11 protein-coding genes and 1 other RNA gene are annotated in these 13135 nt (G+C 32.1%); 5 read left to right on the forward strand and 7 right to left on the reverse strand.

What is annotated here, in order from left to right:
- Together DMZ43_RS05200 and DMZ43_RS05205 are read right to left on the reverse strand one after the other, a co-directional pair.
- Nucleotides 1-3220: SprB repeat-containing protein (locus DMZ43_RS05200; protein WP_131506545.1), on the reverse strand; the 3220-nt coding region annotated here is incomplete at its 3' end.
- A gap of 47 nt (nt 3221-3267) precedes the next feature.
- Complete coding sequence (locus DMZ43_RS05205; RefSeq protein WP_131506546.1) at nt 3268-3771, reverse strand: hypothetical protein; 504 nt, start codon at nt 3769-3771, stop codon at nt 3268-3270.
- Nucleotides 3772-4128: 357 nt separating this feature from the next.
- On the opposite strand from DMZ43_RS05205, the gene DMZ43_RS05210 reads away from it, so the two are divergent.
- The 4 genes from DMZ43_RS05210 to DMZ43_RS05225 all read left to right on the forward strand — a co-directional run bounded on the left by DMZ43_RS05210 (nt 4129) and on the right by DMZ43_RS05225 (nt 8362).
- Nucleotides 4129-4617, forward strand: a complete 489-nt coding sequence (locus tag DMZ43_RS05210) for a histidine phosphatase family protein (RefSeq protein WP_131506547.1) — start codon at nt 4129-4131, stop codon at nt 4615-4617.
- A gap of 137 nt (nt 4618-4754) precedes the next feature.
- The gene (ppk1, locus tag DMZ43_RS05215; protein ID WP_131506548.1) at nt 4755-6809 is read left to right on the forward strand and encodes a polyphosphate kinase 1; all 2055 of its coding nucleotides are present in this window, start codon (nt 4755-4757) and stop codon (nt 6807-6809) included.
- Complete coding sequence (locus DMZ43_RS05220; protein ID WP_129761803.1) at nt 6809-7720, forward strand: Ppx/GppA phosphatase family protein; 912 nt, start codon at nt 6809-6811, stop codon at nt 7718-7720. Before ppk1 ends, DMZ43_RS05220 begins: the two co-directional genes overlap by 1 nt.
- Nucleotides 7721-7813: 93 nt before the next feature.
- The gene (locus tag DMZ43_RS05225; RefSeq protein WP_131506549.1) at nt 7814-8362 is read left to right on the forward strand and encodes a porin family protein; all 549 of its coding nucleotides are present in this window, start codon (nt 7814-7816) and stop codon (nt 8360-8362) included.
- A gap of 55 nt (nt 8363-8417) precedes the next feature.
- Here DMZ43_RS05225 and DMZ43_RS05230 read toward each other — a convergent pair whose 3' ends face one another.
- Genes DMZ43_RS05230 through DMZ43_RS05240 form a run of 3 tightly spaced genes read right to left on the reverse strand, consistent with a single transcriptional unit; the run spans nt 8418 to nt 11305 of the window.
- Nucleotides 8418-8999 (reverse strand): tRNA-(ms[2]io[6]A)-hydroxylase, encoded by a 582-nt coding sequence (locus DMZ43_RS05230; protein WP_131506550.1) that lies wholly within the window; start codon nt 8997-8999, stop codon nt 8418-8420.
- 2 nt (nt 9000-9001) lie between these two features.
- Nucleotides 9002-9565 carry a hypothetical protein gene (locus DMZ43_RS05235; protein WP_131506551.1) on the reverse strand — a complete coding sequence of 188 codons (564 nt, stop codon included), beginning with the start codon at nt 9563-9565 and terminating at the stop codon, nt 9002-9004.
- 3 nt (nt 9566-9568) lie between these two features.
- Nucleotides 9569-11305, reverse strand: a complete 1737-nt coding sequence (locus tag DMZ43_RS05240; RefSeq protein ID WP_131506552.1) for a DNA polymerase III subunit gamma/tau — start codon at nt 11303-11305, stop codon at nt 9569-9571.
- A 102-nt stretch (nt 11306-11407) separates the two neighbouring features.
- On the opposite strand from DMZ43_RS05240, the gene rnpB reads away from it, so the two are divergent.
- An RNA gene (gene rnpB / locus DMZ43_RS05245) (RNase P RNA component class A) lies at nt 11408-11735 on the forward strand.
- A 35-nt stretch (nt 11736-11770) separates the two neighbouring features.
- Here rnpB and rsmD read toward each other — a convergent pair.
- A complete protein-coding gene (gene rsmD, locus DMZ43_RS05250) occupies nt 11771-12325 on the reverse strand; it encodes a 16S rRNA (guanine(966)-N(2))-methyltransferase RsmD (RefSeq protein ID WP_131506553.1) in 555 nt (184 codons plus the stop codon).
- Nucleotides 12325-13131: a DUF3822 family protein gene (locus DMZ43_RS05255; RefSeq protein WP_131506554.1), complete on the reverse strand. Its 807-nt coding sequence runs from the start codon at nt 13129-13131 to the stop codon at nt 12325-12327. The genes rsmD and DMZ43_RS05255 overlap by 1 nt, the downstream gene beginning before the upstream one ends.
- Nucleotides 13132-13135: the final 4 nt, after the last annotated feature.

A 13135-nucleotide genomic window follows, 5' to 3' on the forward strand; every position in this document is an offset into this window, starting at 1 on the left:
TAAGCACAGGATCAGTAGTGTCAATTACGTTTATGATTTGATCTTGAGATATATCGTTACCACAATCGTCAGTAGCAGTCCAAGTTCTAGTAATAGTTTGAGTATTACCACAAGTACCAGTTGCAACACTATCAGAGTAAGTTACTGTTACCGATCCACAAGAATCAGTAGCAGTTGCGTTACCAGTTTGTGATGGGTCTATGCTGTCACCACACTCTACATTAGCAGTAGCAGGAACAGTAAGCACAGGATCAGTAGTGTCAATTACGTTTATGATTTGATCTTGCGATACATCGTTACCACAATCGTCAGTAGCAGTCCAAGTTCTAGTAATAGTTTGAGTATTACCACAAGAACCAGCTGCAATACTATCAGAATAAGTTACAGTTACCGATCCACAAGAATCAGTAGCAGTTGCGTTACCAGTTTGAGAAGGATCTATGCTGTCACCACACTCTACATTAGCAGTAGCAGGAACAGTAATCACAGGATCAGTAGTGTCATTGATGTCTATAACTTGAACATCAGTTGCTTGTTGACCACAAATATCTGTAATAGTATAAGTTCTACTAACTTTTATTGGGCAAGAGCCTGTTGCAACATCTATATAAGTGATAGAGTCAACATTGTCTTCTGTAAAAGTTCCACCTTCAGCTAAGAATTGAGCTTCAGTTATAGTTGCAGTACTAGAACTAAAAGGTAAAGCAGTAAGATTACCATTTTGAATATCACTTGTAGAACAACCTTCAACAACTATATCGTCTGGAGCTGATATGGTTGGAGCTGTAGTATCTATTAAATTTACATTAAAAGTAGCAGTAGCTGAACAGTTAGAGTTTTCATCACTAACAATTACAGTATAAGTTCCATTATCTAAATTGGTTAAGTCTTGTGAGTCAGTATCAGGGTCTTCAGATCCGTTGTTATCCCAATCATAGGTATAGTTTCCGGTTCCACCACTAACAGAGATATTAATACTTCCGTCATTACTATCGCTACATGAGCTATGGATTAACTCTTCTAATGTTATTGAAATAGCATTGTATACTGTAACAGTTAAAGGAGTTCTTTCACTGTTTACACACATTTCATTAGGACCTTCAGAAACGTAGTAGGTAAATGTACCTGCTACACTTGTATCAGGTATTAATGACGTTTGACCTACAGTATTAGGATTATTATCTGGGTAAAATAATAATATATAATTAGGGTCAGTAGTTTGAGCTGTAAGTGGAGTAGCTGTTTCATTTAAACAATACACTTCATCATTAGTTGAAGGCGTTGTTGTTACACTACTAGTTGCAATTGTAAATATATAATGACAACTTGGGTCTCCAGGAGGAATAGCATAGTATGTTGTAGTTCCTAATGTTGCAGGGAACGGATTTGTACTAGTATATTCAGTTGTTGAACCAGTTACAGGGTAAGAATCATAAAATCTAGATCCAGGAGGAAATTCAGCTTCAATTTCAGAAACAGGTATTGAATTTCCTTCAAAACTACAATAGAAGAAATCTCTTTCTACTGTAACACCTGTACAATTATCATTAATATAATCTTGAGCGTCAATATTAATTTCAATTGGATCAGTATTTGGTTCTCCTTGACAATTTCCTTCTTGTTGATAACCTTGTATTAAAGGAAGAGAATAATCTGTTCCTGAAATCATACCTGTACCACTAATATAACCACCAAGAATTACAATTTTTGGCTCACAATTGGCATTTACAAGTACCGAACAGTCTTCAGTTGCTTTGAGTTTAAAAGATAAATCAGCCAATAATAGATCAATATCTGATGGAAATAGAGGTAAAAAGTTTACATCCCAAACAATAGAACCAGTAGCCCCTTCATTTGGATCATAATACGGAGTTCCTGCTGCAAATGCTGGTAAATATGCGTTGCTTACAATACTTCCAGGAATAAATTCAGAAGTAAAAGGAATAGGAATAACTAATCTTGCATCAACAATTGGCTCTGTACCTTTATTTTTAATTTCAACTTTATATTCTATTTCATCTCCTGGCAATACTTGCATACCTGGAGTTGGAGCACTACCATTAATTGTAGTATTTGATAATACACCTTCAGATTCAGGAATGTAAGCATCAACAGACATTGCCATACTAAAAATGATATAAGTATCTTGTGTTGATCCGTATCTAAATTTAGTTGATGTTTGGCTGTTATCAATTAAAGATTTATCAGAGTTGTCTAAATCAAACATGCTAATATCTAAACCAGTATTGTTTACTAAGTTCGGATTTCTTGCATTACCTCCTGTTTGTATAGAGGAGTTAAAAAAGTTACTAGTACTATTACCAGAGTGACTTAAATCTACCCAATCATTATTGTTTGGGTTAGGGTTATTAACTTCATCGGCTTCAATAATTTCAAAATAATCGCCAGAAATACCTCTATCACCTTCACCAGCCATTAAACCTAATTTAATATTTACTGGACCAGATTGAACAGCATTAAATCCTGATACAGGTAGCTCATAATTTGTTGTAGTGTTTCCTTGAACGTAAGCATAACCATCAAAAACAGTTACATCTCTCCAGTTCATTTTTGAGTTTTCATAAACTACAATCATTCCCCAACCACCATAATATCCTGTGCTACCTCCATTACCTTCAGAAACAGCTATATCAGCAACAAAGTATTCACCAAGTCCGTTAGCTCTAACTTGGTCAGTTACTTCTATATAACCTGCATACATGCCATTATTTCCAGGATACCTAATATCATTTTGGTTAGCTACAAGTGTTTGGTAACTAGAGTCGTTAGGTCCTTTTAGCTTAATTGTACGTTTTTGTAAATTAGTTAAATCATCATCATCACCTCTACCAGTCCAATACAAACCTGCATAAATAATATTGGAACAGTCTGGGTTAGCACCATTTTCTGTTGAAAAGGTTAACGTTGCAGAAGATGAATTTTCAGTAGAAGAGTCGTTATCAACGTCAACGAACTCCATAGTTCTGTTACTATTATTATAGTTAACATTGTATGAGTCTAACGTTAAGTTTGAATTTCCTATAAGGGTAAAATCACCTTTTACGTTATAAATAACTTTACTTGGCGTGTATTGCGATGTACGTTGCGTAAAAGGCACTTGTACTTGAGCAAATGACGAACCTACAATAGCAAAAATAAGCATTAGCATGCTTAGAGCTTTTTTATTGAAGATAACAGGTTTTATAGTATAGTTTTTCATTTTTGCCTGAGTTTTATTCTTTGTAATTTGATAATAGCGTTATATCATTAAATAGGAATATTAATACCTAAAAAAGTTGGAGGGTATTTAATATCTTCTCTTTTTTTAATCATTCTTATTATTTGTGATTGAGAAGCTTCAACTTCACAACTTATATATATGCACTCTAGGTTAGGAAAAACAGAAAATGCATCGTAGTCAATAGTTTTACTTAGGTCATTTTGGTTAAGCACTTTTATAACAAGAACTTTGACCATGTTAGATGGCTTTCTGTTAATTGTATTCAAAGAAGTAACATCAACAACTACACGTTCTGTATTTAGCATAATTGGTTTTGACTCATTATTCGATAAATAAGCAGTTTCAACTTTTTTATACACTAACTTTTTAAGCATTTGTGCATCGTTGTCAGGTAAGCTTTTTGATCTGGCATTTGTTTGGGCATCATTGTTAAACAACTTTACGTCATTTTCCTGAGCAGAAGTTTTAGTAGAAATAATTGTGCACAAAGTGAACAATGCTATTACCAAAGGATTAATTTTAATATTCATAATTTCTTTAATTAGATTTTTCTAAATTTATATTTGAGTTGCTATGTTAAAATTAGAGCATCCCAAAGTGTGCAAATATTATTGCATATATTAATTTAAATAGTCATTCCAATTACATTGAATACTAGTTAAAATTCTTAAATTATGTCTAGAGGGAAGTGTATCGCATAATATTGCGGTACGAATGGATTGATTAATATGTTTTTGATTTGGGGTCATTTACATTAATTTTACAGGAACAAATCAACTTAATAAAAAGATGTTGCACAAAAATAAATGTTAAAGGGACGAAAATAATCGTTAAAACGGAATTATGCAACACTTTATCGAAAAAAAACGCATTTAGTCGATATTTAAATGAAACAGATATTATTTATAAGACACGCAAAATCGTCGTGGGAGTACGATGTAAGCGACATTGATAGACCATTGAACTCTAGAGGTTTAAATGATGCTGATTTGATGTCAAACCACTTTAAAAGCTATAAAATACGACCAGATATAGTCTTTTCAAGCCCTGCAAATAGGGCCTTAACAACTTGTAAGATATTTCTTAAAACTCTAAATATTGACGAAAATAGGCTAGTTATAGACACTAATTTATATGATTTTGGAGGTCAAATGGTTATGGATTTTATAAAATCGGTTGATGACACCCATAGTTGTATTATGGTATTTGGACATAACCATGCATTTACTACATTGGTAAATGAACTTGGAGATCAATTTATTGGCAACTTGCCAACTTGTGGATTAGCAAAAATTGATTTTGATACTGACCAATGGTCAAAAATTAATAAAGGGCATACTGATATGTTGCTATTTCCTAAGGAATTAAAATCATAAAACAAGTATTTTATACTAATTCATTTAGATGAGAAATATTTATAAATCTTTAAATAGGTTTACAATTTATTAAATCTACCAACAGCGCTTATATTTTCTAAATAGAATATATTTGTGCTTAACTAAATAGAAACTTAATGACCAAAGATAAAAACAGTTACATCAATAGAGAATTAAGCTGGTTACAATTTAATGCTAGAGTTCTACAAGAAGCGGCAGACAAATCAGTTCCTTTAATAGAACGACTTCGTTTTTTAGGGATTTTCTCTAATAATCTAGATGAGTTTTTTAAAGTAAGATATGCAACTGTTAAGCGAATTGACGAGGCAGGAAAAGCAGGTAAGAGTGAGTTAGGAGGTATTAAGGCTAGTGAGTTATTAGAAAAAATTACACAAGTTGTTATTAAACAGCAAAGTGAAAGTTTAGGAATACTTAATGATATTCAAAAAAACCTTGAAGATGAAGGTATTTATATCATTAATGAGTCACAAATTGACGATTCTCAACACGATTTTATTAAGAATTATTTTATCCAAAATGTTAGTCCAGCACTAGTAACAATAATACTCAATGACCTGGTAGATTTACCTATTTTAAAAGATAGTGCAGCCTATTTAGCTGTAAGAATGAATCTTGAAAATAATGAAAAGCAATTTGCCTTAATTGAAATACCAAGATCAATGGATAGGTTTGTTGTTTTACCCAAAAAGGATGATAAAGACTATATCATAATATTAGATGATTTACTAAGGTATTGTTTAAATGATATTTTTAACATTTTCGATTATAAAAGTATTACAGCTCACATGATTAAAATCACTAGAGATGGAGAATTGGATTTTGACAGTGATTTAAGTAAAAGTTTTATTGAGAAGATTTCTGATAGTGTTAAGCATAGACAAGTAGGAGAACCTGTTAGGTTTGTTTATGATAAAACCATTGACAAGGAAACCTTAGGGTATTTAATGGCTAAAATGGGTATCGATTCAAATGATAGTGTTATACCTGGAGGTCGTTACCATAATAGGAGAGACTACATGGGTTTTCCTAGTTTAGGCAGAACAGATTTGTTGTATGACAAGATAAAAGCATTGCCAGTAAAAGGTTTAAGTTTAGAGGAAAGTATTTTTAATACAATTGCAAAAAAAGACTATTTGCTTTACACGCCTTATCATACTTTTTCTTATGTGGTTAAGTTTCTTAGAGAAGCAGCTTTAGATCCAAAGGTTAAAACTATAAAAATCACAATATATAGATTAGCTCAAATATCCCACGTTGCAAGTTCATTAATTAATGCAGCCAAAAATGGAAAAAAAGTAACCGTTTCAATTGAATTACAAGCACGATTTGATGAGCAAGCAAATATTGATTATGCTGAGCAAATGCAAGATGAAGGTGTAAACCTTTTGTTTGGTGTTTCTGGTTTAAAAGTACATAGTAAAATGTGTGTGATTGAACGTGAAGAAGGTACAAAACTAAAGCGTTACGGATTTATAAGTACTGGGAACTTTAACGAGTCAACAGCTAAAATTTATACCGATTTTACACTCTTTACTTGCAACCAAAAAATATTGAAAGACCTTAATAAGGTGTTTAATTTCTTTGAGATAAATTATAGAATCTATCGCTATAAACACATTATTACGTCACCACATTATACCAAAGCTAAACTCTTTAAACTCATTGACAAGGAAATAGAAAATGTAAAACAGGGTAAACCTGCTTACATAAAGCTAAAGCTCAATAGTATTTCTAGCTATGCAATGGTTGACAAACTTTATGAAGCAAGTAGAGCAGGAGTAAAAATTCAAATGATTGTGAGAGGTTTATGTTGCTTAATTCCTGGAGTAGAAGGTATGAGTGAGAATATTGAAGTTATTAGTATCATCGATAAATTTTTAGAGCATACTAGGTTGTATATATTCTGTAATGATAATGACGAAAAAGTGTATATTTCTTCAGCAGATTGGATGACACGTAATATTGAAAATAGAGTAGAAGTAACCTGTCCAATTTATGATGAAGATATCAAGCAAGAACTATTAGATATTTTTGATATTTGTTGGAGTGATAATGTAAAATCTCGTATTTTGAACAAAAATCAAAATAATAGATATAAGCGTAATAATCTACCAAAAGTTAGAACCCAATTCGCTACTTATGATTATTATTTAAAAAAGTTAGAAAGTTAATGTTAACCATAAAAAAATACGCTGCAATTGATATAGGTTCAAATGCGGTTCGTTTATTAATCTCAAATATTATAGAACAAAAAGGAAAGTCGACTAGGTTTAAAAAAAACTCATTAGTTCGTGTTCCTATCCGTTTGGGAGCAGATGTTTTTGTAAAAGGCAAAATATCTAAAGAAAACGAGCAACGTATGTTAGACACCATGACTGCCTTTAAGTTGATAATGAAATCGCATAAAGTGGTTAGCTATAAAGCTTGCGCAACTTCTGCAATGCGAGAAGCTTCAAACGGAAAAGAAATATCAAAACTCATTTCTGAAAAAGCTAAAATTGACATAGATATTATTGATGGAGAAGAGGAAGCAACAATAATTGCAGCTACTGACCTTGATAGCTATATCGACCCTAGTAAAACCTATTTGTATGTTGATGTTGGTGGTGGTAGTACAGAGTTTTCTGTAATTTATAATGGTGAAAAAATTGTTTCTAAGTCCTTTAAAATAGGTACAGTACGATTACTTAATGATATTGTTACCAATGAAACTTGGAATGAGTTAGAATTATGGATTAAGGAACAAACCAAGAGTTATGATAAAATAGATTTAATAGGCTCTGGAGGTAACATCAATAAAATTTTCAAGATTTCAGGAAAAGCACTTGGTAAACCTTTAACTTACTTTTATTTAACTAGTTACTATAATAAATTACAGACATATTCTTATGAAGAACGAATTACAGAGCTAGACTTAAATCAAGATAGAGCTGACGTAATTATTCCTGCAACACGCATTTATTTATCAGCTATGAAATGGAGTGGAGCCAAAGACATTTATGTTCCTAAAATTGGACTTTCCGACGGAATAATAAAAAGTATGTACTATAAAACCGTAAGTAGCATTAAATTAGAAAAATAAGCATTTCGTCTTAATTTTCTTGTTACATATCTAATAATTAAGGGTAATTCATATTTTTCATTTTATATTCGACGTCTCAAATCATTATAAATTATGAAGACATTAATTACTACTTTAGTTCTTGCGTTTTGCACCACCATAGGATTTTCACAAAGCAATAGTTCTCAATCTGTTAGTTACGGAGTAAGAGCAGGTTTGACTATTTCTAATATGGATTATAAAGATGGTCCTATCAATGAAAATCAACACAGAAACGGTTTCTTGTTTGGCGTTTATGCCGAAATCCCTTTAGCTGCTAGCCTTAGTGTAGCACCAGAAATTCAGTTTTCACCTGAAGGTGCAAATCATGAAGATTTTGCTAATGACTATATTAATGTTCCTGTGCTTTTAAAGTATAAACTGTTTGATGATGCTATTGCATTTGGTGTTGGTCCACAAGTAGGCGTAAAAGTACACAAGGATAATGACGGATTTAAAAACTTTGTGTTTTCTGGAGTAGGAATTATAGAGTTTAAACTATCAGGAGATTTTTATGTAGACGCGCGTTATAACTACGGTTTCTCAAATGTTTTTGATGAAGAGTTAGTACCTGAAGCAACTACAGGTGTTATCCAAATAGGACTAAACTACAAAGTATTTTAAGCTATTAATTCAAAATATAAAAAAAGCTCTAGTGATTTTACTAGAGCTTTTTTGTTTAACCATGTATAGTTTCGTTTTTACTTAAATTTTTCATCAAATCAGCTTCGTAATCAAGTAGTTGTTGCCATTTTTGGTCAACTTCTTTTCGCTCACCATATTGTCTTGCAAAACCTAAAAACATAGTGTAGTGGTTTGCTTCGCTTACCATAAGTTTTCGGTAAAACTCTGCTAATTCTTTATCTTCTAATTCTTCAGAAAGTAGCCTAAAACGTTCACAACTTCTAGCTTCTATTAAAGCTGCATAAAGTAATCTATGTACTAATTGTGTAGTTCTACTTCCGCCTTTAGGAAAGAACTTAACAAGGTCAATAACATACTCGTCTTTTCGGTCTCTACCAAGTGTCCAACCACGTTCAAGAATTTTATCATGTACCATTTTAAAATGGCTTATTTCTTCTTTGACCAAAGCTATCATTTCCTGAACCAAATCGGTATACTCAGGAAAACTAACTATTAATGAAATTGCTGTACTAGCTGCTTTTTGTTCACAGTACGCATGATCAGTAAGAATTTCTTCTATATTTTTTTCAACAATGTTTACCCAACGTGGATCTGTAGGTAGTTTTAGTCCTAGCATATCTATATGTGTTCGTCTCTTAAAAATGTATTGTACTTACCAAGTTTATCAATAGACATTTGGTATAGTTTACGAGCTTTGTCTTTTGGGTTGATGAATGAAATTTCTAAATTAACCGTATCTTCATCAGATGATTCTTGATTAACCCAAACATGCTCCAATGTTGCGTTATCCCAAAAAGAATTAATAGTTGATTGTTGCTTGAAAATCTCAGCATTTATAGTGGTTTCAAGTATTTTTTCAGACTTATTAAAAACTACAATTTCTGACTCAAAAACTCTATGGTATTCAATTTTTTTTCTGTTCTCTTGGCTTGATGTAGTTATAATAACGTTGTTATCCATGAGTGAGTAGTTTTTTATCTTAATTTGAAATGTGTTAGATAAAATTGTATCAGTAGCTACTTCAGTATATTGCTTAGGATAATAGGTTATAATGTCAAGATTGGAATCTTTTAATTTGAATTTTGATACAGACTCTTCCAACGACTCTTTATGACTTTTTCTGCCATCACAACTAGAAAAAGCAACGCATAATAGGACAGCAAATAGATAATAATATTTCATGGTTTATAGGTCTAAGCCAAAGGTGGTCTTCAGCAATTCTATATTAGGATTTTTTTCTTTAAGTTTTTCAAATTTATCTTTTGCAGTAAATACATACTGTTTTGCCACTTCTTCATTTACTGAAATCTCAAGCTTTAAATCGTAGTTTTTTAGAGTTCTGCGCATGTATTCCATTAAAGGATATTGCGCTTTTTCTAACTCTAGTTTTAATGTTTCATTAGGGAATTCTAATTCAATGCTGGTTTCATTTAATTTAGGCTTGTCCATTTCTAGTATGGAAGCCATAATCTTTTCGCCTTTGGTATGAAGTGTTTTGATATAATCGTTCCAAACCGAAATGAATTCTTCTTCGGTAAATGCTTCTCTTGGTAAATCATTTTCGTCAATAACAACTTCCATTTGACGAATTTGATGTTCTTTTTTAGCACGTATACTTTTTAGCGATAAGCCAGAAGTTGTAGTTGCATCTCGTTTTAAAGCAATTTTTGGCTTTGGAGGTTCGAAAGTTGTAACCGTTTCTTCTTTAACGCTAGTAACAGGTTCTTCTTGCTTTGGCTGTTGTTGTGGCTCAGGAATTGTTGCTTGTTGAGTAGGTTTTTCCTTTTGAACAGGAATAGGAGTAATGCCTTTAGCTTTAAAATAAGAAGCAGGTATTATGAACCGACTGCTATTTTTTTTTTCTCCATCAAAAGTGATAGAGGCCAATTGCATTAAACAAAGTTCAACAAGTAAACGTTGGTTTTTACTGTTTTTATATTTTAAATCACAGTCGTTGGCTAACTCAATGCCTTTTAGCAGAAACTCTTGCGACGCTCTTTTAGATTGGTCCATATACTTTTGGGTAGTGTCTTCACCAACCTCAAGTAAACTTAAAGTTTCTGGATTTTTACAAACTAGTAAATCTCTAAAATGAGAAGCTAAACCAGCAATGTAATGATGACCATCAAAACCTTTGGCAAGAGTAGCATTAAATTGAATTAACAATTCGGGTATATTATTGTCTAGGATTAAGTTGGTACTTTCAAAGTACGTTTCATAATCTAGTACGTTTAAGTTTTCAGTAACAGCTTGTCTGGTTAGATTTTTACCAGAAAAACTTACTACTCGGTCAAAAATAGATAAGGCATCACGCATTGCTCCATCAGCTTTTTGAGCAATAATATGTAATGCATCATCTTCAGCACTTATACCTTGTTCTTCAGCGATGTACTTTAAGTAGTCTTTAGCATCTCTAACAGTAATGCGCTTAAAATCAAAAATTTGACAACGCGAAAGAATAGTAGGTATTATTTTGTGTTTTTCAGTAGTTGCTAGTATAAAGATACAGTGTTTTGGTGGCTCTTCTAGTGTTTTAAGAAACGCATTAAATGCCGCTTGAGATAACATGTGTACCTCATCAATAATATATACTTTATATTTTCCTACTTGTGGTGGTATACGAACCTGATCGGTAAGATTTCTAATATCATCAACCGAGTTGTTTGAAGCTGCATCTAGTTCAAAAATATTAAAAGCAAAATCTTCTTCTTCAGTTTCAGTACCATCACTATTAATCATCTTAGCTAAAATACGAGCACATGTGGTTTTGCCAACACCTCTAGGTCCTGTAAATAACAAGGCTTGCGCTAAGTGATTGTTTTCAATGGCATTAAGTAAAGTGTTTGTAATAGCAGACTGTCCTACAACATCCTTAAAGGTTTGTGGTCTATATTTTCGTGCTGATACTACAAAGTGTTCCATTGAAAAAACTTAGAATAACAAAGTTAAAAATTCAATTCAAAAATTTAAATCCTGTGTTCAGAATTTAAGAGTAGTTATTAACAATTTGTGTACTTTTGCCTGCAAGTAAATTGCCTTATCGCTGTCTTGATGTAAAGTCAAGGTGGAGGAAAGTCCGAACACCATAGTGCAAACATAGTGGTTAACAGCCACCAACCGTGAGGTTAGGAAAAGTGCAACAGAAAGAATGTACAGGTTATGCTGTAGTGAAATCAGGTAAACTCTATGTGGTGCAATGCCATGTATACCAACGTTTGAGGGCTGCACGCTCGATTGTTGGAGGGTAGGCAGCTAAAGTGTGTTGGTAACAGTACACTCAGATAAATGATAGGGATACTAACATGATTATCATTGTTAGTAACAGAATTCGGCTTATAAATTTACTTATATAAACAAGCCTTTTGAAATGTCAAAAGGCTTTGTTTTTTATTCTTCTTCGTCTGATAGAATTTCGAAAAAACTAAAAGTGTTACCACCATAACTTTTGGAATAACTGTAGTGTTCCATTTGTGATAAATCAGTATGTTTTGAATGCTCTACTACCAACAAACCATCAGTCTCTAATTGTTGGTTTTGAAACACTAACTGCGGAATTTTAGCAAATTCTTCAACAGGAAAATCATAAGGAGGATCTGCAAAAATGATAGTAAACTTTTGAACGTTTTTTTCTAAAAACTTGAATACATCACTTTTTATGGTAGTGATGTTCATTTCAAAAGTATCAGCAGTTTCATTAATAAATTTAATACAGCCAAAATTTTCATCAACAGCAGTAATGCGCTCAGTGCCTCTTGAGGCAAATTCATAGCTAATATTTCCTGTGCCAGAAAACAAGTCTAGCACTGAAACTTCGTCAAAGTAATAATGATTGTTAAGTATGTTAAACAACGACTCCTTTGCCATATCTGTAGTTGGACGTACAGGTAGCTTTTTGGGAGCTGAAATTCGTCTTCCTTTAAATTTTCCAGATATAATTCGCATTAACTAAAACTGTTTAAAATTATAAAGTGATTGTAATTATGGTTTGGTTTGCTTTGAGCAGCAAATTTAAAAGTATGTTTTGGATCTATAAATTGAATATGCCTAATGTAAGTATATGCTATTGTATAGAGTTCAGAGTCTTCAGTAATTTGTCCGCTAAAATAGAGTTGCAAAGTTTCAGGGTCAGATTTTAATTGCTCTACTGTAAAAAGTACAAAGTATATGAAATCTTCTTTTGTCTTATACTCAAAGGTATTGTAGAGTAGTAGTTTACCATTTTCAACTACAATAATTTCAAAATGGTTTTGACAAACATTTATATAATAAGAGGCACCTTCTTGTGTGGTTTTTTGAAGCAATGTATCAATTAATAGTGTTGATGAATGCTTGTACTCAAAAGCACCAAATTTCTCGAAAATATAATTGTTAATATTAACCAATGGTACATATACATTTACACTGTCATTAACAGCTATAACTTCATGCGAAATAAAATCAGTTTTAAGTATTTTGGCATTGAACTTTAAATAGTCAGCGCAATTATCTTCATTAAATAATGCTTTAGGAACTAAAGTAGAAAGTTCGTTTTGATAGATAATCAATACAGATTTAAAAGCGTAGTTAAAATCAGAATTGTGTTCTAATTGCGTTTTAAGTCGCTCTAAAACATCAAAAGGTGTTAGCTTTTTATTGAAGTTTTGATGCTGTAAAAGCTCAATAGTATTTGAAGTTCTGTTTAGTATACAAAAAGAAAGTCCACTCAAACTAATTTGAATGGACAGTTCTTTGATGTTATTTTGGTTCAAACGA

Origin of the sequence: Meridianimaribacter sp. CL38, assembly GCF_004328055.1 — a bacterium.
GTDB lineage: Bacteria > Bacteroidota > Bacteroidia > Flavobacteriales > Flavobacteriaceae > Gaetbulibacter_B > Gaetbulibacter_B jejuensis.